The organism is Sediminispirochaeta bajacaliforniensis DSM 16054, assembly GCF_000378205.1.
GTDB classification, from domain to species: Bacteria; Spirochaetota; Spirochaetia; order DSM-16054; family Sediminispirochaetaceae; genus Sediminispirochaeta; species Sediminispirochaeta bajacaliforniensis.
In genome coordinates, this window is sequence record NZ_KB899418.1 from 49,561 (window position 1) to 69,039 (window position 19,479).

17 protein-coding genes are annotated in these 19,479 nt (G+C 48.9%); 5 read left to right on the forward strand and 12 right to left on the reverse strand.

Annotated features, from left to right (window positions below; all coding sequences use genetic code 11):
- The first annotated feature begins 39 nt into the window (after window positions 1-39).
- Window positions 40-666, forward strand: coding sequence for a TetR/AcrR family transcriptional regulator (locus tag F459_RS23235; RefSeq protein WP_020613173.1), 627 nt, complete (start codon window positions 40-42; stop codon window positions 664-666).
- Between the two features lie 46 nt (window positions 667-712).
- Here the strand turns inward: F459_RS23235 and arfA are convergent, their stop codons facing one another.
- The 4 genes from arfA to F459_RS0113095 all read right to left on the reverse strand — a co-directional run bounded on the left by arfA (window position 713) and on the right by F459_RS0113095 (window position 5,411).
- On the reverse strand, window positions 713-2,224 hold the full coding sequence (gene arfA, locus F459_RS0113080; protein WP_020613174.1) for an arabinosylfuranosidase ArfA: 1,512 nt from the start codon (window positions 2,222-2,224) through the stop codon (window positions 713-715).
- 42 nt (window positions 2,225-2,266) lie between these two features.
- A complete protein-coding gene (locus F459_RS0113085; RefSeq protein ID WP_020613175.1) occupies window positions 2,267-3,118 on the reverse strand; it encodes a carbohydrate ABC transporter permease in 852 nt (283 codons plus the stop codon).
- Window positions 3,119-3,898 carry a carbohydrate ABC transporter permease gene (locus F459_RS0113090; RefSeq protein WP_245540173.1) on the reverse strand — a complete coding sequence of 260 codons (780 nt, stop codon included), beginning with the start codon at window positions 3,896-3,898 and terminating at the stop codon, window positions 3,119-3,121.
- A gap of 196 nt (window positions 3,899-4,094) precedes the next feature.
- A complete protein-coding gene (locus F459_RS0113095) occupies window positions 4,095-5,411 on the reverse strand; it encodes an ABC transporter substrate-binding protein (protein WP_020613177.1) in 1,317 nt (438 codons plus the stop codon).
- 244 nt (window positions 5,412-5,655) lie between these two features.
- On the opposite strand from F459_RS0113095, the gene F459_RS0113100 reads away from it, so the two are divergent.
- Entirely contained in the window at window positions 5,656-6,585 is a 930-nt protein-coding gene (locus F459_RS0113100; protein WP_020613178.1) for an ArsR/SmtB family transcription factor, read from the forward strand.
- Window positions 6,586-6,610: 25 nt separating this feature from the next.
- On the opposite strand, the gene F459_RS0113105 is transcribed toward F459_RS0113100, so the two are convergent.
- Both F459_RS0113105 and F459_RS0113110 read right to left on the reverse strand, forming a co-directional pair.
- Window positions 6,611-8,089, reverse strand: coding sequence for a B12-binding domain-containing radical SAM protein (locus tag F459_RS0113105; RefSeq protein WP_020613179.1), 1,479 nt, complete (start codon window positions 8,087-8,089; stop codon window positions 6,611-6,613).
- A gap of 5 nt (window positions 8,090-8,094) precedes the next feature.
- The gene (locus F459_RS0113110) at window positions 8,095-9,756 is read right to left on the reverse strand and encodes a putative manganese-dependent inorganic diphosphatase (RefSeq protein ID WP_020613180.1); all 1,662 of its coding nucleotides are present in this window, start codon (window positions 9,754-9,756) and stop codon (window positions 8,095-8,097) included.
- Window positions 9,757-9,882: 126 nt separating this feature from the next.
- Here F459_RS0113110 and rpiB point away from each other — a divergent pair, with 126 nt between their 5' ends.
- From rpiB to F459_RS0113125, 3 genes are read left to right on the forward strand one after another with little or no spacing between them, the layout of a single operon-like run.
- Window positions 9,883-10,329 (forward strand): ribose 5-phosphate isomerase B, encoded by a 447-nt coding sequence (gene rpiB, locus F459_RS0113115; RefSeq protein WP_020613181.1) that lies wholly within the window; start codon window positions 9,883-9,885, stop codon window positions 10,327-10,329.
- A 10-nt stretch (window positions 10,330-10,339) separates the two neighbouring features.
- Window positions 10,340-11,611 carry a sensor histidine kinase gene (locus tag F459_RS0113120; protein WP_154651687.1) on the forward strand — a complete coding sequence of 424 codons (1,272 nt, stop codon included), beginning with the start codon at window positions 10,340-10,342 and terminating at the stop codon, window positions 11,609-11,611.
- Window positions 11,611-12,642, forward strand: coding sequence for a PfkB family carbohydrate kinase (locus F459_RS0113125; protein WP_020613183.1), 1,032 nt, complete (start codon window positions 11,611-11,613; stop codon window positions 12,640-12,642). The genes F459_RS0113120 and F459_RS0113125 overlap by 1 nt, the downstream gene beginning before the upstream one ends.
- On the opposite strand, the gene F459_RS0113130 is transcribed toward F459_RS0113125, so the two are convergent.
- The 6 genes from F459_RS0113130 to F459_RS0113155 form a co-directional block, all read right to left on the reverse strand.
- Entirely contained in the window at window positions 12,594-14,186 is a 1,593-nt protein-coding gene (locus F459_RS0113130) for a hypothetical protein (RefSeq protein ID WP_020613184.1), read from the reverse strand. The genes F459_RS0113125 and F459_RS0113130 overlap by 49 nt on opposite strands.
- A 10-nt stretch (window positions 14,187-14,196) precedes the next feature.
- Window positions 14,197-14,595 (reverse strand): cytidine deaminase, encoded by a 399-nt coding sequence (gene cdd / locus F459_RS0113135; RefSeq protein ID WP_020613185.1) that lies wholly within the window; start codon window positions 14,593-14,595, stop codon window positions 14,197-14,199.
- Window positions 14,596-14,660: 65 nt separating this feature from the next.
- Window positions 14,661-15,854 carry a M20/M25/M40 family metallo-hydrolase gene (locus F459_RS0113140; protein WP_020613186.1) on the reverse strand — a complete coding sequence of 398 codons (1,194 nt, stop codon included), beginning with the start codon at window positions 15,852-15,854 and terminating at the stop codon, window positions 14,661-14,663.
- A 78-nt stretch (window positions 15,855-15,932) separates the two neighbouring features.
- Window positions 15,933-16,865 (reverse strand): ABC transporter permease, encoded by a 933-nt coding sequence (locus F459_RS0113145; protein WP_020613187.1) that lies wholly within the window; start codon window positions 16,863-16,865, stop codon window positions 15,933-15,935.
- On the reverse strand, window positions 16,858-17,928 hold the full coding sequence (locus tag F459_RS0113150) for an ABC transporter permease (protein ID WP_020613188.1): 1,071 nt from the start codon (window positions 17,926-17,928) through the stop codon (window positions 16,858-16,860). Before F459_RS0113150 ends, F459_RS0113145 begins: the two co-directional genes overlap by 8 nt.
- Window positions 17,925-19,469 (reverse strand): ABC transporter ATP-binding protein, encoded by a 1,545-nt coding sequence (locus F459_RS0113155; RefSeq protein WP_020613189.1) that lies wholly within the window; start codon window positions 19,467-19,469, stop codon window positions 17,925-17,927. The genes F459_RS0113150 and F459_RS0113155 overlap by 4 nt, the downstream gene beginning before the upstream one ends.
- Window positions 19,470-19,479 lie beyond the last annotated feature (10 nt).

A 19,479-nucleotide genomic window follows, 5' to 3' on the forward strand; every position in this document is an offset into this window, starting at 1 on the left:
TGTCGACCAAAGACAAAAAAGCTGGTAGCATGGAAAAACATGAGTGAGCGGGTTAAGAGGAAGCAATCTGCAGCAAGGCAGCGGCTTATAACCGCTGCCAAAAAGCTGTTCTATGAAAAAGGTTACGATAAAACAACGGTCCTCGACATAACGACAAGGGCCGATGTCAGCAAGGGGTCATATTATACCCATTTCTCCACCAAGGCCGATATTCTTGCCACCATCGTTATCGAAAACTTAATCCGTCAGACCAAAGAAATAGAAGCGATACGGAACACTCCCGTCTCCGGCATCGAAAAGCTGGAGAAGGTCCTTCGTCTTTTCGTCGATCATTTTCTCGCCGAGCCCGAGAATGGTGATATCACGACGAATACGGAAGTAGCCTTCTGCAGGAACGAGCTTTCCCGCGATGTGGCACGTATGATTGTCTCCCATATCGGCCTTTTACGCCAACAGTTCATGCAGATCGTAGGTGAAGGAATCAAAGACGGTACTATTCGCAACATCGATAATTTTGAAACCTTCGGGGATGTTGTTATCCCGATGGCCAGATCCTATCTCGCCCGGACGGCGCTTTTTGCCAATGCCGCCCCGCCCCGTCCGGAACACTTCAAAAACAATGCCAAACACATGGTCGACTTTTTCATTGCCGTTCTTTCTCCTTAAATCCGAAAAAGTATCCTCATGAACTGCCGGCATATCCGTAAAAACGTCAATCGCCTTTCGAGAAACGTAATACATTCCAGGAAAGAGGGGGAAGTATTACTGAACAGCTACCGTTTTCCCAGGCAGGGAGTGTGCCCCTGCGGGGAACAACGTTTTGTTGATCGGCAGAATTGTAGGCCTTGGGATCGGGACCATCGAGGATGATATGGTCTGCAGGCATAAAATCTTCAAACGAACGCAGGTCACAAGATAGCTCCATGCTCTTTTCCGGGGATCGATTTACGGCAAAAAGCGTTAAATCTCCTTCTTGTTCATTATATACAGCTATTGCGGTAAGGTAAGAAACATCACCAAAGGTTACACTTTCATAGCTTGGGGCATCCAACGGGGTCTGAAGCACGGTACCACGTCCGTAACGTGAGGCATGAAGAAAGGGATAGTAGATGGTTTGGGCCCATGCGCCTTTTTCCGGTTCGGTCATGATCGGCGCAATGACATTTACCAGTTGGGCCAGACAAGCAATCTTGACGCGGTCGGCATGCTTTAGAAGGGTAATCAGTAGCTCTCCAACAAGAACGGCATCTTCCAAGGTGTAACGGTCCTGGAGGAGCGGAGGCCCGACGGTCCAGGGTTCCTGTTTTTTATCCGCTTCGTTAGAATGAAACCAGACATTCCATTCATCAAAAGCGATATTGATCTGCTTCTTACTTCGCTTTTTTGCCTTTACAAAATCACAGGTGGCTATGACGGTTCGAATGTAATGGTCCATATCCTCCGACTGGGCCATATATTCAAGAATATTATCATCTTCATTACCATAGTAGTTGTGGAGTGCAATATAATCCACCTCGTCGTAGGTTTCCATAAGGACCGTAGCTTCCCAATCCGGATAGCTTGGCATGCGACTGTTTGAACTGCCGCAGACAATCAGCTCGATGGATGGGTCAACCCATTTCATCACCCGCCCTGCCTCCGAGGCAAGCCGGCCGTACTCATAGGCTGTTTTGTGCCCGATCTGCCAGCGGCCGTCCATCTCATTTCCAAGGCTCCAGACCTTTATATTGTGAGGTTCGGGATATCCGTGGGAGCGACGCAGATCACTCCAATAGGTACCGGAAGGATGATTACAGTATTCAATCAGACTTTGTGCTGCCTCAATACCGCGGGTTCCGAGGTTTACCGCAAGATTGACTTCGGCCCCGACCTTACTCGCCCAGTCCATGAACTCATTTGTTCCGATTTGGTTAGGCTCGATGCTGCGCCAGGCAAGATCCAGCCGAGTAGGACGTTCCCTCTTCGGCCCTACACCATCTTCCCAACGATAACCGGAAACAAAATTCCCACCGGGATAGCGGATCAGCGGAACGTCAAGTTTTTTTACCATCTCGATAACATCACCACGAAACCCTTGCTCATCGGCTGTTGGATGATCAGGATCGTAAATGCCACCGTAAACAGCCCGCCCAAGATGTTCAATGAATGAACCGAAGAGTCTCGGATCTACCTCAGAAAGCGTAAATGACGTATCTACAATTATTTTACCACTAAGTGTTTCCATAGATGCAATACTCCTTATCCTATATCTGAGTCCTATATCTGATTATCCTTTGATTGATCCTGCACTCAGCCCGGAAATAAAAAACCGTTGAAATAAGAGAAAAACAATGATAATCGGTACGGTGGCAACAAAAGCACCGGAAAGAAGCATATCGTAATTGTTGCCGTAGGGAGTCAAAAGTGAATTCAACCCTATTGGTATGGTGAACATTTTCTCGGTTCTCATGACGATCAGGGGCCAAAGAAAGTCATTCCAACTTTGGAGAGAAACAAGAATGATCATGGCGCCGAAGGCCGGTATCATCAACGGCATCATGATTCGAAAAAAGATACCGATCTCCGACACTCCGTCTATTCGCCCGGCATCAAGAAAGGCCCTTGGCAAGGTTACGGCATATTGCCTGAAAAAGAATATAGCAAAGGGATAGACAACAAACGGCAGTATCACTCCCCATACCGTATTAATCAAACGAAGGCTAATGATCATACGGTATAGCGGCAAGATAAGGATTTGGATGGGCACAACCATCAGAAATAGCACGAGGGAAAGAAAAAAACTTCTCCCCTTAAATTCATACATACCAAGACCATATCCTACAAAGGCCGAAAACAAGACCGACAAACCGGTTCGAAGCACCATGATGACAATGCTGTTTCGCAGCCAGAAACCGTAGGCACCCTTACGGGCGGTAAAAAGCCCCAAGATGTTCTCAGCGGACAAGCCTTCGGGGATAAGGGTTTTTAACGTAATCCCGAATCTCATTAGTTCCTGCCCCGGACGGAAGGCGGCAAGAACGAGAGCATACACAGGAAACAAAAAGACAAGCCCGGTTACCGTTAGAATACCCACCGTGCCAAAGCCGATAACTTTCGATTTTTTTCCCACTGTTCGCATCTAAACCCGCTCCTGTTTGAAAAAACCAGTTATTTTTAGAAAGGTAAAGCTGACCAAAAGCACCAGAAACAGAAGCGCTATACCGACTGCAGAACCAAACCCCATGTCCGCCGCTTCAAATCCCCGTCGATAAATATAACGAACGATAGTAAGCCCGGAATTGTCCGGGGAACCGGCACTCCACAAAATGTAGCTCTCCTCAAACATGGCAAGCCCGCCGAAAATGCTGATAGCCGTAACAAAAACGGTTGTCGGTTTTAGGAGAGGGATTGTTATCCGAAATAATTTCTGGACAGGACCGGCTCCGTCTATTTCCGCCGACTCATACAGATCATGAGGTATTTGCTGCAAACCAGAAAGGAAATAAACAATATTAATTCCGGTCCATCTCCAGGTAGCTATCAATACAAGAAGAAACATGGACTTCCACGAGCCAGCTAAAAGCCATGCCTGAGGCTCCCCGCCGAAAAGCCCTACGAAGCGATTCACGAGGGCCATATCGCTGGAAGCAAAAAGCAGACGGAAAATCGTGCCAACGACAACTACCGACATCAAAGCCGGAATAAAAAGCATCCCCCGCAACAGATAACTTTTTTTTCCGGGAATCGAGTTCAGCAAGACAGCCAGAATCATTGGGACCGGAATCAAAACGACAATAGTCCAAAACATATATGTAAGACTATTTTTCACCGCTGTAAAAAACTGTGGATTCAACAGTCGTTTATAATTCGTCCCTCCTATGAAACGGACCTGTCCCGGAACGATTTCCTGAAAACTCATAACCAGCGTACTGATAACCGGATATAAAAAAAAGATAAGAAAAGATAAAATAAACGGAAAAACAAACATATACGGAGCACGTTTTCTGCTATCGGCGAACAGGGTCATACAGTTACCTCTCACAGCTTCTCAAAAGGCTCAAAGAAAGACTGCGAGAAGCAATATACTTCCCGCAGTCGCGGTATATTCATCGTGACTAATACATAGCGCGGACCTGATTGGCTGCATCAACCAATGCCTCTCGAGGCGTTTTGCTCTGGTCTTCAAGCACCTGATACATTACTTCCGACTGTATGACATTAATGATATCGGGAACCGCAGGTGACATATGGACAGGATAAATCTCATCCTTGACCTTGAGAACTTCATCGAAGATTTTTGTACCATTTATGTAATAGTCGGTAAATTTGTTCTTCTCATGCAGTGCCGGATCTTCCCAGACACTCCATCGGGGAGGATCAAAGCCCAAGAGTTTCCATAAAAGGATATTGCCTTCTTTTGACAGCTTTGCAAAGGCAAGGAAATCTTTTGCAAGCTCAATATCGTCCGCTTGATTTGTTACCACGGTACCGGTGCCGCCCATACCTGCCGAACGGTGACCGGTCGGAGTAAACCTCGGACAGGGACGGATGAGGATCTTGCCTTTAAGATCCGGCATATAGTCTGTGAAACGGTTCATATACCAGAAAGGCATAGCAATACTCGCAGCTCCGCCATTGTTCATGAAACCATAATACTCTTCAGAATGACAGAATCCGCCGGGTGTCGGTATCGCAATGTTGTATGTATGCATCATATCGTAAAGGAATTGAAGAGTATCGATATTAATGTCGTTGTCTAAAATGATCTTGCCATTTTCGTCCACAAAGTCGGAACCCCGTTGTGAAATCAAGGGCCAAAAACTCCACTGTTCGGTCACTTCGATGGTAGTCATTGGTTTACCGGTTGCCGCTTTTACCTTTTTTCCAGCCTCGACATAGTCATCCCAGGTTTCAATGGTATCGGGATCCACCCCAGCCTTATTGAGAATATCCATATTGTAATACATGACCAAGGCCCCGACATGGAACGGAAGTCCGTAATATTTGCCGTCTTTGGCATAAATTTCAAAGCGTCCCTTGACCAATTCGTCCATGATGGGTTCAACTTTATCATTCATCGCCGCAAATTGAGGGACCCCTTTGAGATAGTTTGGGAACCGCGCAATCTCGACGTCAACAATGTCGGGGGCCCCAACTCCCGATTGAAGTGCAACCAGTAATTGATTGTGCATCTCATCATAGGGGTAGGCAGTTGCCACCAATTCTATTTGGCGATCAGGATATTCTTCATTCCAAAGTTTGGCCATCTGCTCATAAAATTCAATATGCGTCTCCTGAAATGTCCAGAGTTCAAGTTCTGTACCCCCTTTCACGCCCTCTGACTCACCCTGACCGCCGGCAACCACCGAAAAAACGAGGACCAGGGCCAAGCTCATAAGAAAGAAAAAACGCTTAGCAAACGCAAAAAACATACAAACCCTCCTTTCTGATATATATCATAATACATGATATTAAAAAATATAATTTATCGTTAATACCATATGTACACACTATTACACTCAACTATTGATGTGAAATATTGTAACATGGTCTATTTTAGACGTAAAGTTCATTTTTTACGATTTATATCCTAATATATGTCTATAAAATGGAGAAAATACGAGGGAAATCTAAACAAAGGATCTTGTTGAATATCATTATTTATGATTCAATAAAATGATGGATGAGGATCAGATTCTAGTTATTGAACCACGACAAGGCCTTGATATATTAAAAGGGCTTGCTTCGGAAATACGGGTTGAAATTCTTTTGCTTGTTCAAAAACGGTCACGCAATATAAATGAAATAGCCCAAGCCCTCGGCATGGCACAATCTACCATCGCAACAAACGTAATGGTATTGGAAAAAGCCGGTCTGATACGAACAGAAAGTATTAAAGGCAAAAAAGGAATGCAAAAGATTTGTCATCCTGTTTATCGTGAGATGGTTGTCAAACTTAAAGGTGAAGAGCCGCAGCAATCTCGGGATGATATTGTTGAAGTAGAGATGCCTATCGGACTTTATACACGCTATAACGTTACCGCACCCTGCGGATTATGCTCGGCAGAAAATATTATCGGCTATCTTGATGTTCCTTCTTCATTTTTAGATCCGGCAAGAATGAAGGCCGGCCTCATTTGGTTTGAGACAGGATATATCGAATACAAATTTCCAAATAACAGCCTCTACAAAGAACGCCCGGTCACAGGCGTTGAGTTTATAGCCGAACTATCATCTGAAGTCCCGGGAACCAATAAAGAATGGCTTTCCGACATTTGTGTTTCGATAAACGGCATAAAAATCGGGATATGGACGTCTCCCGGAGATTACGGAGACCGGCGAGGGAAATACACTCCGACATGGTGGAAACTTGAAGGATCACAATACGGTCTCCGTAAGAGTTGGCGAGTAACCCCGGAAGGCTCCTTCATTGACGGGGTTAAAATATCGGATATCACCCTTGCGGACTTATCACTGGAGGCCCACCACTCGATAACAATCAGAATCGGGGTAGAAGAATCGGCAGATCATGTCGGAGGTGCCAATATATTTGGAAGAGGCTTCGGGAATTATAACCAAGATCTCATTCTTCGTATATTATTTTGATGATAGTACCAAGCTCAATGATACATCACCGAGAAAAAGAATGCACCCGGGAACTTTTCTCAAGAAAGGACAGGACCATTGACAGATCCTGCCACGGCAGGTCGGCCAATTGATGGTGCCTGCCCTGAAGGGTCAAAAGCCGACGCCGCAAAACAACCTCGTGAAGAAGGGCCGAAGTGTACGGATCTTTTTCAGGATGCATAAGTGCATTGGCAAGACGGGAAAGCCTGAAGGCGGTAAGCAGCTGGGCCGTGGAATAGCCACCGCCCCAGGGCCAGGCGGCGCTTCCCAGGGCCCTCTGAAAGGGGGCATCGGCAATCTGACCGGCGTCAAACCCCTCTATTCCGGGAACGGGATAGAAAAGGCTTATGCCGATCACCGTCGGCAAAGTCTCCAGATAGAGGAGGTTTTTGACGGCTGTGTCGAAAGACTCGCCGGGAAGTCCGGCAATGAAATAGGTAATAATCTCCGCGCCAAGCTCGGAGGCAGCCGAAACAAGCCGGGCATAGTGTCCGAGGCTGCCGCTACGCCGTTCCCGCTTTCGCTCCCCGCTCTCCACCGAAGCAATGGAAAAATTGAATTTTCTAAATCCCAGTTTAAAAATGATCCGAAGATCATCGGGATCGAGGAAACGGTAATCGATACCATTCTCTGCGGAACATCGTGCCTCGGGGAACCTGCGGTGAAGAGCGGAAAGCAGTTCGAGGAACCAGGCGCGATCCGCTGAGAGGTTGTCGTCCTCAAAGGCGATCAACCGCACATGCCTGTCGACTACGGCTTTTTCAGCAATGGCCATGATCCGGGAAACCGATGCCGTGCGAAAGCGAAGGCCGTGGACAAGGCGATTGGCGCAGAAACGGCAACGCATGGGGCAGCCACGGCTGGCGGATATTGACAGAATACCGCCCTTTTCATAGTAAAAAACGGCGGGGGAAGCCTCCTGTTCTCCTCCACACGCATCGGTAGGAGCGTCGAAGCGCCCCGAGAGCGGGGCACCGGCGGCAAGCCAACGGAGGAGGGAGAGCTCTCCCAATCCGGTAAAAATCAAATCGAAAAAACCACATCGCTCAAAACGGGAGGGGTCGACCGAAACACCGGCGCCCCCTATTCCGAGACGCAACGCAGGATAGAGCTTACGAAACGAGGATGCCATGGAGAGGGCATCTTCTCCGTAGGCCCAGGCGAAGAGGCCGATAAAAACCAGATCAGGTCTGCCCTCACCTACCAGCCTTGCAGCCTCATCATAGTCCGGGCCAAATCGACGAAATGAACCGAAGCCGGAGAGGGCTCCCCGTTCTCCGGGAACCAGAAAAGGACGAAGATGGGAAACTGCCTTGGGCAGGGCAAGAGAGCTCACCTGCTTATGACGCGGGAAATTATAGAGAGCTACCTCGCAGCCTGCATCCCTCAGGATTTGCCCCACAAGCTCCAATCCGAGGGCATTCAAACGGTGAGACGTTCGGTAAAAATCACGCAGGGGTGGCTGAATAAGCGCAATACGCATGACGATCAGCTTGTTCCGGAGGCCTCTTCCAAAACACGCAAGACCTCTGGAAGAAGTTGCTTCTTCCGTGAAAGGATACCGGGAAGATCAAAGAGCCCCTGCCCCTCCTTCGGATAGATGAGCCGTTCATCAAGGCTGGAAGCGGTACGGCTGATCAGCTTGCTGTTTTCCTTCAACACATTCGTCACAAGAAGCATCACCCAATCGAGGCGCTGGTCCCCTGCTACACGATCGAGGGAACTCCTTAAATCAGGGATGTTCTCGGAAAGGTCCTCCAACGTCACGACCTCAACCTGGCCGATACCGATGGAATATCCGTATTCCCGATAGACCTTGAAATCGGAAGTGACCACGTGATCGGGGTCCTTTTCCGAAAGGACCGAGGTCCGGCTGAACATCTGTTCTCCGAAAAGACGATAATCGATTTCGGCTATCTCAGCCAGCCGAAACACCGCGGATCGGTCCTCTTCCGTCGTGGTTGGGCTTTTGAGGATAACCGTATCCGATAATATTCCGGAAAGCAAAATTTTCGCACAACGCTTGGTGATCGGCCGATCGAAGGCAAGGTAGTGCTGAAAAACGATGGTACAGGTACTGCCGACAGGCTTCGAAGAGACATAGATGGGATTGCGGGTCTTTTCAGGAGCCAGACGGTGATGGTCGATGATCTCGATAACCTCGGCATGTTCGATACCTCGAATACTCTGGGAGGCTTCGTTGTGATCGACCATAATAAGTTGCCGCTTCGGCCTGTCGATAAAACAGCGTCTGGTAACGACTCCCAGAAAGTGATCGGGATCGGTAGAGGAAAAAACCGGCAGTCCGCGATATTCAGACTGGATAAGCATCTGCTTGGCATCATCGAAATGGGTCTCTTCGGTCAGATGGGGGTAATCATTTCCCATAATATCCTTTACCGGTGCCGACAAGCGCAGGAGCCGAACGGTCTCCGCCGTATCCGTGGCCGAAAGAAATACCGTTCCCTGATAACCGGAAAGGTCTATACTTGGAGCCGCATCCCCCTCAATCCATGTGAGGATAATGGCCGGAAACTCATTCTTTATTGCATACTGGATGATACTGGATCGCTCGCCGACCACAAGCACAGGCGTATCGGGAAGCAGACGGGCGATTCTGTCGACACTCACCTTGAAGGGCATGGCACCGACCATCACGGGGGCCCGGAACCCATCGACCTTCCCCCGACGGTACAGCCGTCCGGGTAGTACCTTTTCAAAATTCGAAACCCGAAAGGTATAGCGGGGGCGCTCGCCCACCTGCTCGCTTATCAGATAATCGGAGACCTCCTGAACGCTCACCAACCCGACAAGATGTTTGTCCCATTCGCTTTTAAAAACGGGCACAATACTTACGGTATAATCATGAAGCGCCCTAATGGCCTTTAGGATCGGCTCTTCGGCCTTCAAAAAGATGGAAACGGGGCTGAGGATATCGGCGACTCGAGGATGAACATCTTTCAGGAGCCTTGGCGGCTCGGTTTCAAGATCCCTGAAGGTCTCTTTCGTCTGATTATTCAAATGGCCGCATCGAACCGCAACATAGCTATGCTCCAGATCAATCTGGTTTTTTAGCTGGGCATATGCCCAGGCGGAACAGACCGAATCCATATCGGGATTTCGATGCCCTGTTATCACAATCTCTTTCACCCCAAAGCCTCCGGCGCTATTTTGGCAGGGAAACTATGCTCCGTCCAGCCCTAAAATGTGAGATTGCCGTTTCCGCCAAAACCAGATACTATATCGTATAGATTTTGCGTAAAGGAGCCTGGCAGCATGAAAAGGATTGTGATTGCCGTAGATCACGGCGCTTTTGAATTAAAGAAACGAATCATTGCCCATATAGAAAAAAAGGGATATGAGGTTGACGACCTGGGGGTGTTCAGCACCGATTCCGTCGACTATCCGGATATGGCGAAAAAAGCGTGCGATGCCTTTTTGCAAGGCGGCTACGATTACGGCATCGTCGCCTGCGGCACAGGCATCGGCATTTCGATTTCCGCCAATAAGGTAGACGGCATCAGATGCGCCCTTCCTCAGAACACCTTTGCCGCACGAATGGCAAGGGAGCATAACAATGCCAATTTCCTCGCTTTCGGAGGGCGGATCGATTATCCTGAAAGTGTGGAGGCAATGATAGATGCCTTCGACGATGCACAGGTTTCGCAAGAGGAACGACATAGGAGAAGAGTAGAAAAGTTGAATGCCATGGGAAAAAAGTAGTTCGTTTCGAATGAAACTCCCGACACTTCCTCAGGGTTCGGTAATCATCCTTCTTACGGTGATTGCGTTGGCCCTTTTTTTTATTCTCAGCACCATGGCCCAGACGGTCATCGTTCAGAATCAAATTGCTGCCAGCGAATTGATCTGCGGATGGAAAGAGATCAAAGATCGCATACTCACGGCCGACAGCATGCCCCCCCCCCTCTCCCTTAAGGATCTGGCGATCGGATCCTATTCTCAGCTTCTCCGCACAACAACGGAGCGTAAGGAATACCGGGCCTTGAGACGCATAGATTCTTCCCTCAACCTGACGATGACAAGTATTCTGCTTCAATGGTCTATTATTCGTCAGCAGATTGTTGTCATCATATCGGAACATGCTACGGGAGACCCCGAACTTCTGGTAAAATACATGACATCACCGCAAGTAAATTTTTTCGAAAAGAACCTTACCGATTTTCGTTCCTATATTCTCGCATACAGTGAGCGACAACGGGCTCTGTTTAATCTGCAATACCTTTTTGTGGCCGCGGTCATCATACTGATACTGCTGCTGCTCGTGGGAAATGCCTTTAGTTCAAGGGAAAAGCAGCTACTGGATCGAAACATCCGGACCCTCACCCAATCACTTATCCAGGTCCTGGAAGGTGAACGGAAAAAAATTGCCTATGATCTTCATGATGAAGTAATACAGGAACTTGCCTCCCTCAAGATGGAGAGTGAAGCCATCGGTGAAGAGGCGGAAGAGGTAGCACCCCTTCTTGGAGGCCGAATGAGGACACTCAGCAACAGACTGCAGGCGGTGATTAAACAAACGAGGGATATCAGCCTTAATCTGCGGCCTCACGACCTTGATCATCTCGGTCTTGTGGGCGGGATACGGGCACTGTGCAGCGATTTTTCCAGACAATACGGCATAACGGTTCAGTTCTCGGCAACAGGAATGGATGCGATTAGATACGATTTTACCATTGCCATCAACCTCTATCGCATTGTTCAGGAGAGCCTGAATAATACAAAAAAACATTCCGGTGCCAGCGAGGTTTCGGTAACGCTCCTCGGTGCCAGCCCCGATATCATCCTGAGAATTAGAGACAACGGAAGCGGTTTTTCCCCATCCTCGATACTCTACAAGCCTGGACGCGGCCCTTATCAAATCGGTATTACCGGTATCAGAGAACGGGTCAGGCTTCTTTCCGGAACATTCAAAATCGTCAGTAAAGAGGGAAGCGGCACAGAAATACGAATTACGGTGCCCGCTCTCGAAGAGGTTGCCTTGTGATGGGCTTAATAAAGCGGGGATCGAAACTCCTTTTCATCGGAAATCCCATGATCGATATGGTGGCAAAGGCTTTTCCCGCGGGGATGTCCCCTCCGGATAGCACCTCCCGTCATCTTCCCATGGAGGAAGTAAAAGTGATCGAAGAGGCGTTGGATCTGCAAGGAACCTTGCTTTTTCGTGGTCCCGCCGGTGGCGCTTACAGTGCGGCTGCGGCTGCGGCGGTCTATCATTCGAAGGTGACGATGATCGGATCAGCAGGAAGCGACGAAGAATATTTCAGGCAGGGAGCCGCTATGGGGAAATTCCGCTTTTTTGATCCTGTCGCCTCAGAGATGGAATTGGGAGATCAAGCACTTTCCGCCGGTAGATTCATATCCTTCACGGAAGACAAGACAGGTCCCTTTGCGAATCCGTCAGCGGCACTTTCCTTTCGGCAATGCCATATTCCCCCGATCTCTAAGCAGGATATTCCCTTCTTCGAAGGGTTTCTGCTCTCACGGTTTCCCGCAACTTTCACCGTGGCATCCCCCCTTTGCGCCGTCGATCTTTCCGCCCCCTTCATTGCCGACAGACTCCACGATCATATAGATTCCCTCGAAAAGAACAGCCGTTTGATACTCTTCGGCAACATCGAGGAGAGTGAACATTTTTTTGATGTCGATTTTGGCTTCGGCAGGCAGCCGGGTTCGGCCCTACGAAAAGCGATCGATACATTTTGCAGGCGCGGTCACTGTTATCTCCTGAAAATGGGTGCTCAGGGGGCATGGATGTTTCAATGGGAAGGGGAAAAGCTCGAAGAACGCTACATTCCTCCCCTATCCGTAAAAGGAATTCACCCGGTGAACACAGGTGATGCATTTGCGGGAGCCTTCCTCGGAAGCATTGCGGCAGAACACTCTCTTCCAGAGGCGTTAAAGGCAGCGGCATATGCAGGAGCGGCGGTCGCCTCCGTTATCGGAAATATTGCCGGAGGTAGAAGTGATCAAACGGACAAAGCCTCATATTCGGAAGGCGAAACGACAACGGTATAACGCTTGAGAATTGCTACCAAAAGATCGAGGCTCTCTTCGATATCCCGGAATCGTTCCTGGATATTTCGTTTTTCAACCCCTTCGATGGCCCGTATGTTGGTAACGATCCCCGGCTGGCGCTGTTTCGCATCACGATTCAGTAGCATAACAAAACGATAAAGCTTACCGAAAAGGGCTCCACTCTGCTTAACCAATTCGGCAGCTTCCGTATCGAGAGTTTTTTGATACTCTTCAATGGCGGTACGGTCCTCGGCAGAAATTCCGTCGGATTGTAAAAGTGACGCAGCCTCCTTGTCCCCGATCGTACGGTCCCCGATAGGTACATCACCTGCAAAGGTACAAAAGGCCTTCAAATTCGTTTCAAGCCCTTCGGCATCGCTCATGATGCGTACCAAACGCTGGCCCAAGGTCGGATCGGGGAAAAAACCCTCATCAAGGAGCTTTGCAAGCTCCCGGGAAATCGAGGGGCGGTAGATGGCTTCCAAGAAGTTCGTCACCGTTTCAAGGGGCAAAACATAACGAAAGCCTACAAAGCCGGCAGCAAGAAGAAGACGATCAATACCCTCCCCATATTCCTTCAACGGCCTGTAGGAAATACCGAGAAAGAGTTTCTCCGCAATCGGACGAAGTTTTTTCTCTTTTGCCGACTTCTCCAGCCGAAAGCGGTCTCGCAGAAATTTCTCTTTGATACGCTGAATCTCGTGTAGCTGACTATTCTCAGGTTTCGGATAGGTAGAGGGCTGAAAAGCGGCATCCTCTTTTTCGATTTGGAGGAGCAGGAGGAACTCCTCGGCCGAAAATCCCCTTTCCCTGGCCTCACGCAGATGATAGAGCCGCTGTTCCAGGGTATCAGAGGCCTCATCACCACTGAGAATCGATATATCCCTTTCAAAGGAAATCGATACCTCGAAATCCTCCCAGATATAGTAGAAGTCAAGAAGCTCTTCCTCAACCTGAGTCAAGGCTATCGGTGAAAATGCCGAAACATAGCGGGGATTGAGAATACTAAATGAGGGATCGAATTGTACCAATAGGCCCTGGAAATCATAGCGGAGTAACTCTGCAAAAAGTAAAAGATGGAAAAAGCCATCCGAAAAACCGGAAAAGCGATCACCGGAGAGGAGCGTAAGCAAAGACTCAAAACGCAGATCAAGCCTTTCAAGGGCGGCAAAGGGATCTAAAGAGGAGGAAACTTCAGCTTTCATTTTTTCGTATGAGAGGGATTCCAACAGCTCGACCGCCTCATCATCCATCCAGGAGCGAAACAAAGTTCTGGCTATCTCCGCCGTCACCTGCTCATCCCTGCCAAAGGCAGAGAGGCGGGAAAATTCCCCGGCAAAACTGTGGATACCTCGAGCCAGCTTCAGCATGGCTGAAGCGAATCCTTCCCCAAGACGCTTTCCCGAGGAATCAAGCCAATCGGGATGGCGCTCTCTAAGGCTTTTTATAATGGCTTTTCGCTGCTTATGCTTATACCACTCCTCCTCGCTGCCCCAGAAAATTCTGGCAAAGAGTTTCAGCAGGAAATCAAATAGCGAAGCCATTGTCGTTTGGCTATTCCGGTATGCTGTTAAATGGAACAGGAAGTAATTCGCCGAAGGTGTAGGTCTGTACAATCCCGGAAAGGTTTGCAACATACACGGGAGTCTCTGCCGAACAAAATTCGGAAAGCACCTGAAGGCAAACGGCACAGGGGACAGCGGCCTGTGCGGCATCACTGACCACAAGCAGAGCTTTGACGGAAAGATGCCCCTCCTCCGACATTGCTTTCATCACTGCACCTCGTTCGGCACATATGGTGGCGCCGTAGCTCGCATTTTCCACGTTGCATCCACTGTACACCGTTTTGGAAGCACTACTTACCAGGGCCGCACCGACCTTAAAACCAGAATAGGGTGCATAGGCGTTCTCCCTTGCGGCAAGCGCCGCTTCCAAAAGCTCAGTCGTCTTCATAAAAGCCCTCTTTCATTTTTTAGGGGAAAAGGTGGCGACTATTCTCTTCCGACCAGTCGTTTCTGTCAAGACACACCGCTCCACCATCGCATAATAGCATCATATCCCTTCACTGCCTTACAGAGCTCTTCAATCTCAAGGTATTCATCATTAATATGGGCGCACTCCTCTCTGCCGGGTCCAAAGCCGAGGGTGGGAATACCAGCGACCCCACAACTCCAGCTACCGTTTGTACAAAAGCGATAGGTACCTTCCCCCTCAAGGACTCCCGCCTTTGAAAGAACCGCCGAAATAGTTCGGCGAAAGGGGTCATCCTCTGAAAGCAACCACGCAGGGGGGGCCTTTTCAATCTCTTCCTTTTTACCATCGGACCCCAGATATGATCCCTTTGCAATCCTGACCTCCACCTTGTACTTCGGCTCGTTCCTCTCAAATGCCGCAATATGCTCCCGATACCTGGAAAGAACAGAACTACCGGTCTCGCCCGGAAGGGTTCTGCGGTCGATGGTTACACGACATTGGGCAGGAAGGACCGAAGCTCCGGGATATGGAGAAGAGAGGATATCGGTTACAACCCCGATACCCGGCCCCAAAACGGGATCGACAGGAACGTCCATCTCATCCAGCGAGCTAAGCAAGCCGACCATTGCATCAACGGCGTTCACGCCAGCTTCGGGCGAAGAGGAATGAGCCGACTTACCGATGGTCGTCAATTCAATTTCAACACGCCCCCGCTGTCCGTACATTAATCGTCTTTTACTTGCTTCGCCGATAATAACCCCCTCAACCGAATATCCGGCAGAATGCAGCGCAGTGACTATCTTTCCGAGGGTGAAGCCTTCAAAAAGTTCTTCTCCTGCAGTACCGCAGACGACGATGCCGGAACCAGGGAGTTCTCCCTTCTCATCAACAAGTAAAGCTGCCGCGGAGATCATGGCAGCCAAAGCCCCTTTCATATCTGAGGAGCCCCGGCCGTAAAGCTTCCCGTCGCGTACGGAGCCAGTGAAAGGATCGCTGCTCCAGAGCGAAGCGTCGGCATCGACCGTATCGATATGCCCGTCGAAAAGCAAAAGTCGTTTATTTTTTCCGGGAAACAGCGCTATAAGGCTAGCCCAGCCATCTATAGAACAATCGCAGCCTCGACAAGTGGCAAGCTGATTTTGCAGAAAAGCAGCAAGTCTCGATTCTGATCCGCTTACACTCGGAATCGAAACCATCTGCTTTGCCAATTCAACGCAATCGCCAAGAATTGAGTTCATACGTTCCTCCATCATATACACAAAAAGAAACCGGTTGTAGCATAGCCAACCGGTTTCAAAGAGACAAGATCCGATCTTCTATTCTTCGAGAATATATGGACTTCCCCACGCCTTCGGAGCCAGTCCGGAACCGGCAATCAAGAAAGCAATCAAGGTAAGTAGATACGGCATCATCAGAGGGAATTGGTAGGGAATGGAACTTCCCATGGCCTGAAGGTTAAGCTGAAAAGCATCGACAATTCCAAAAAAGAAGACCGTCAGGGCTGTGTATAAAGGATGGAAACGGCCGAGAATAATCGCCGCAAAACCAATATAGCCTTTTCCTGCAATCATGTTGTCGACAAAAAGCCCCAGGTCACCTATGGTCTGGCTTGCCCCCCCGATGGCAGCGAAAGCCGAAGCCCAAAGAATCGAAATGTAACGTATTTTATGGACCTTTATCCCCATGGTTTCGGCTGCTTTCGGATTTTCCCCCACCGCACGAATCTTCAAGCCCCAGTTTGTCTTAAAAAAGATGATATAGACGACGGGAATCAAAATATAGGCAATATAGGTAAAAGGATTTTGCCGAAAGAGAACACCAATGATGGGGATGGATGAGAGTCCCGGAATGGCAACCGCCATAAGACGCTGCCCCATAAGCTGTTGTGTATGGGCTCCGAAAAGAACACGGGAAAAAGCTCCGGTGATGCCAAGGCCAAGGATATTGACGGAAACACTCACCACTACCTGATCAACTGCAAGCGTAACGGTACAGAACGCATAGACCAGAGCAATGATCATATTAAACAGTACCGCTAATACAATTCCCTGCACCGCCCCAAGGTAGTAGCTGCCGAGAAACCCAAAAAAGGCGCCCATCAACATAAAGCCCTCAAGTCCGAGAAAAAGCACCCCGCTACGCTCGGAAAAGATACCGCCCATGGAAGCAAGCAAAAGGGGCGTTGCAAGGCGAATACAGGAAGCCAAAAAATCCTGCGAAAAGATCATGTGTATGAGTTCGCTAAACATTCTGAAGTCTCCTTTTCAGCCTGCGAAAGAAACGCGGCATTCCCTGGGCCGCAATGACAAAAATAATTGCCAAAGCCTGAATGATATAGATAAATGAGACGGGAATCCCGAAATCGATTTGCAGCCCACTCGCGGCGTTACGAAGAGCACCGAAAAAGAAGGAAGAAAAGATGATACCCACAGGATTGAGATTGGCCAGCAAAGCAACGGCGATGGCATCATAACCGTAACCAGGCGAAAAACCTTCCATAAGACGTCGATGGACACCGAGGACCTCCACCGATCCTGCAAGACCGGCCAAGGCCCCGGAGACAACCATGGAAAGGACAAGAATCTTCCGGTAGTCGATTCCCGCATAAAGGGCCCCTTCCGGATTGAATCCTACCGCCCTGATCTTAAAACCAAAGGTGGTTTTGTAGAGGATCACCCATACAATGACAACCATGAGAATGAAAACCCAAATTCCCTGGTGCAGGGTATAGCCTCGAATTACCTTATGCAGTAATGCGGTATCAGGGAAGGCGTCGGTCTGGGGATAGTAAGCACCCTCCGCTTTTAAAGGCCCCTGAAGAAAAAAACTGACAAGCAAGATGGCCACATAATTGAGCAGCATGGTAACAACAATTTCATTAAAGCCTTTATAAGCCTTTAGGATACCCGGTAAAAGTGCCCAGAGAGCCCCCATGATCATACCACAGATGAGAACCACCGGCAGTAAGAGGGGGGATGATTCAAGAAAACCGCTGGTAGCGACAACGGCTGTGGCAAGGGCGGCAAGCTGAAGCTGTCCCTCGGCACCTATATTGAAGATACCCGCACTGTAGCTAAAAGCAATTGCAAGACCGGTGAAACCGAGGGGAATGGCGAATACAAGGCTTTGCGAAAAATTATTCAGATTGCCGAATGCCCCATAAAAAAGCTGTCCCATAACGGTAAAAAGACTTCGGTCTTTGTTCACAATTACCAAGGATCCGACAAGCATTCCGATCAGGACCCCGATCACGGGAATGACAACGGTTCGGAGCCTACTCCACTGTAATAGTTCTCGTAATTTTTCTTTCATAGCTGTACACGCTCCGTCTCATCGCAGCTGCCTGGAACCTTCCTACCGGCCATCTGCAGACCAATCTCCATGGGATCGACATGATGACCGACAAGTGAGCCGGTAAACTGCCCCTCGTAGATAACCTCAATCCGATCGGAAAGCGAAAGGATTTCATCGAGCTCGGTAGAAATGAGCAGTATAGCGGCACCGGCATCACGCTGCTTGACAAGTTCCGCCCGAACGAACTCTATTGCCGAAATATCAAGTCCGCGGGTCGGCTGAACCGCAATGATGAGCTTCGGTTTTTGCTCGAATTCCCGTGCGAGAATGACCTTCTGCTGGTTACCGCCGGAGAGCTGCTTTGCATAGGTTTCAGGAACACATCCTCGTACATCATAGGATGCTATAAGGCGTTTCGCATATTCTTTGATGACTCTTCTTTTAAGAAAACCGAATTGGGAGAATTTGTGGTTGGAAATCTCTTTTACCACCATATTATCCTGAACGGGATAATTCAATATCAAACCTGTTCGTTGACGGTCGGGAGGAATGTGGGAAACATTCTTACCATGCAACTTTGCAGTGGACCAGTTCGTCGTCTCCTCACCAAGAATTTCGATCTTCCCGGAGGTCACGGGAGCAAGTCCTGTCAGGGCATTACCAAGCTCGAGTTGACCATTTCCATCAACACCTGCAATACCGAGAACCTCGCCGCTACGTATTTCAAAAGAGAGGCCGCGAACAGCATCTACGCCCATGCTTCCCTTCACATGAAGGTCCTGGACCCTAAGGACAACATCTCCGACCTTTTTTGTCGGCTCCGCCTCCTTGAGAAAGACTTCCCGGCCGACCATCATCTTTGCAAGCTCTGACTCGCTGGTATCCTTCACGGCAACATTACCAACAACCTTACCATCCCTTAGGACCGTAACCGAATCACAAATTGTCATCACCTCCCCAAGTTTGTGAGTGATGAAAAGAATAGTTCTCCCTTCTTTCTTGAAGAGCTTGATGATTTCAAAGAATTCAAGAACCTCATTTGGGGTCAGTACCGCAGTAGGTTCATCAAAAATCATGATGTTTGAATGTCTGTAAAGTACTTTTAGTATTTCGACACGCTGTTGAAGTCCAACGGAGAGATCCCCTATAACGGCGTTTGGATTGATACAAAAATTATATCGATCGGAAAGCGCTTGTATCTTTTCCGCTGCCCCATGATAGTCAACCCAGGGGCCTTTTCCGCTTTTCAAACCAAGAATGACATTCTCGGTTACCGTCAACTTCTGAATCAGCATAAAATGCTGATTAACCATCCCAATTCCCAGGCGAATAGCATCTTCACAGTTGCCGATATAGACCGGTTTTCCATCGACCAGGATTTCTCCCGAATCCATTCCGTATAATCCATACAGACAACTCATCAGGGTTGATTTACCGGCACCATTTTCGCCGAGCAGAGCCCGAACCTCGCCTTTTTCAACCTGAAGAGAAACCTTATCGTTCGCCAATACCCGGGAAAACCTTTTGGTAAGATCCTTGATCTCTAGAATCGGTGCCACAATACCGTCC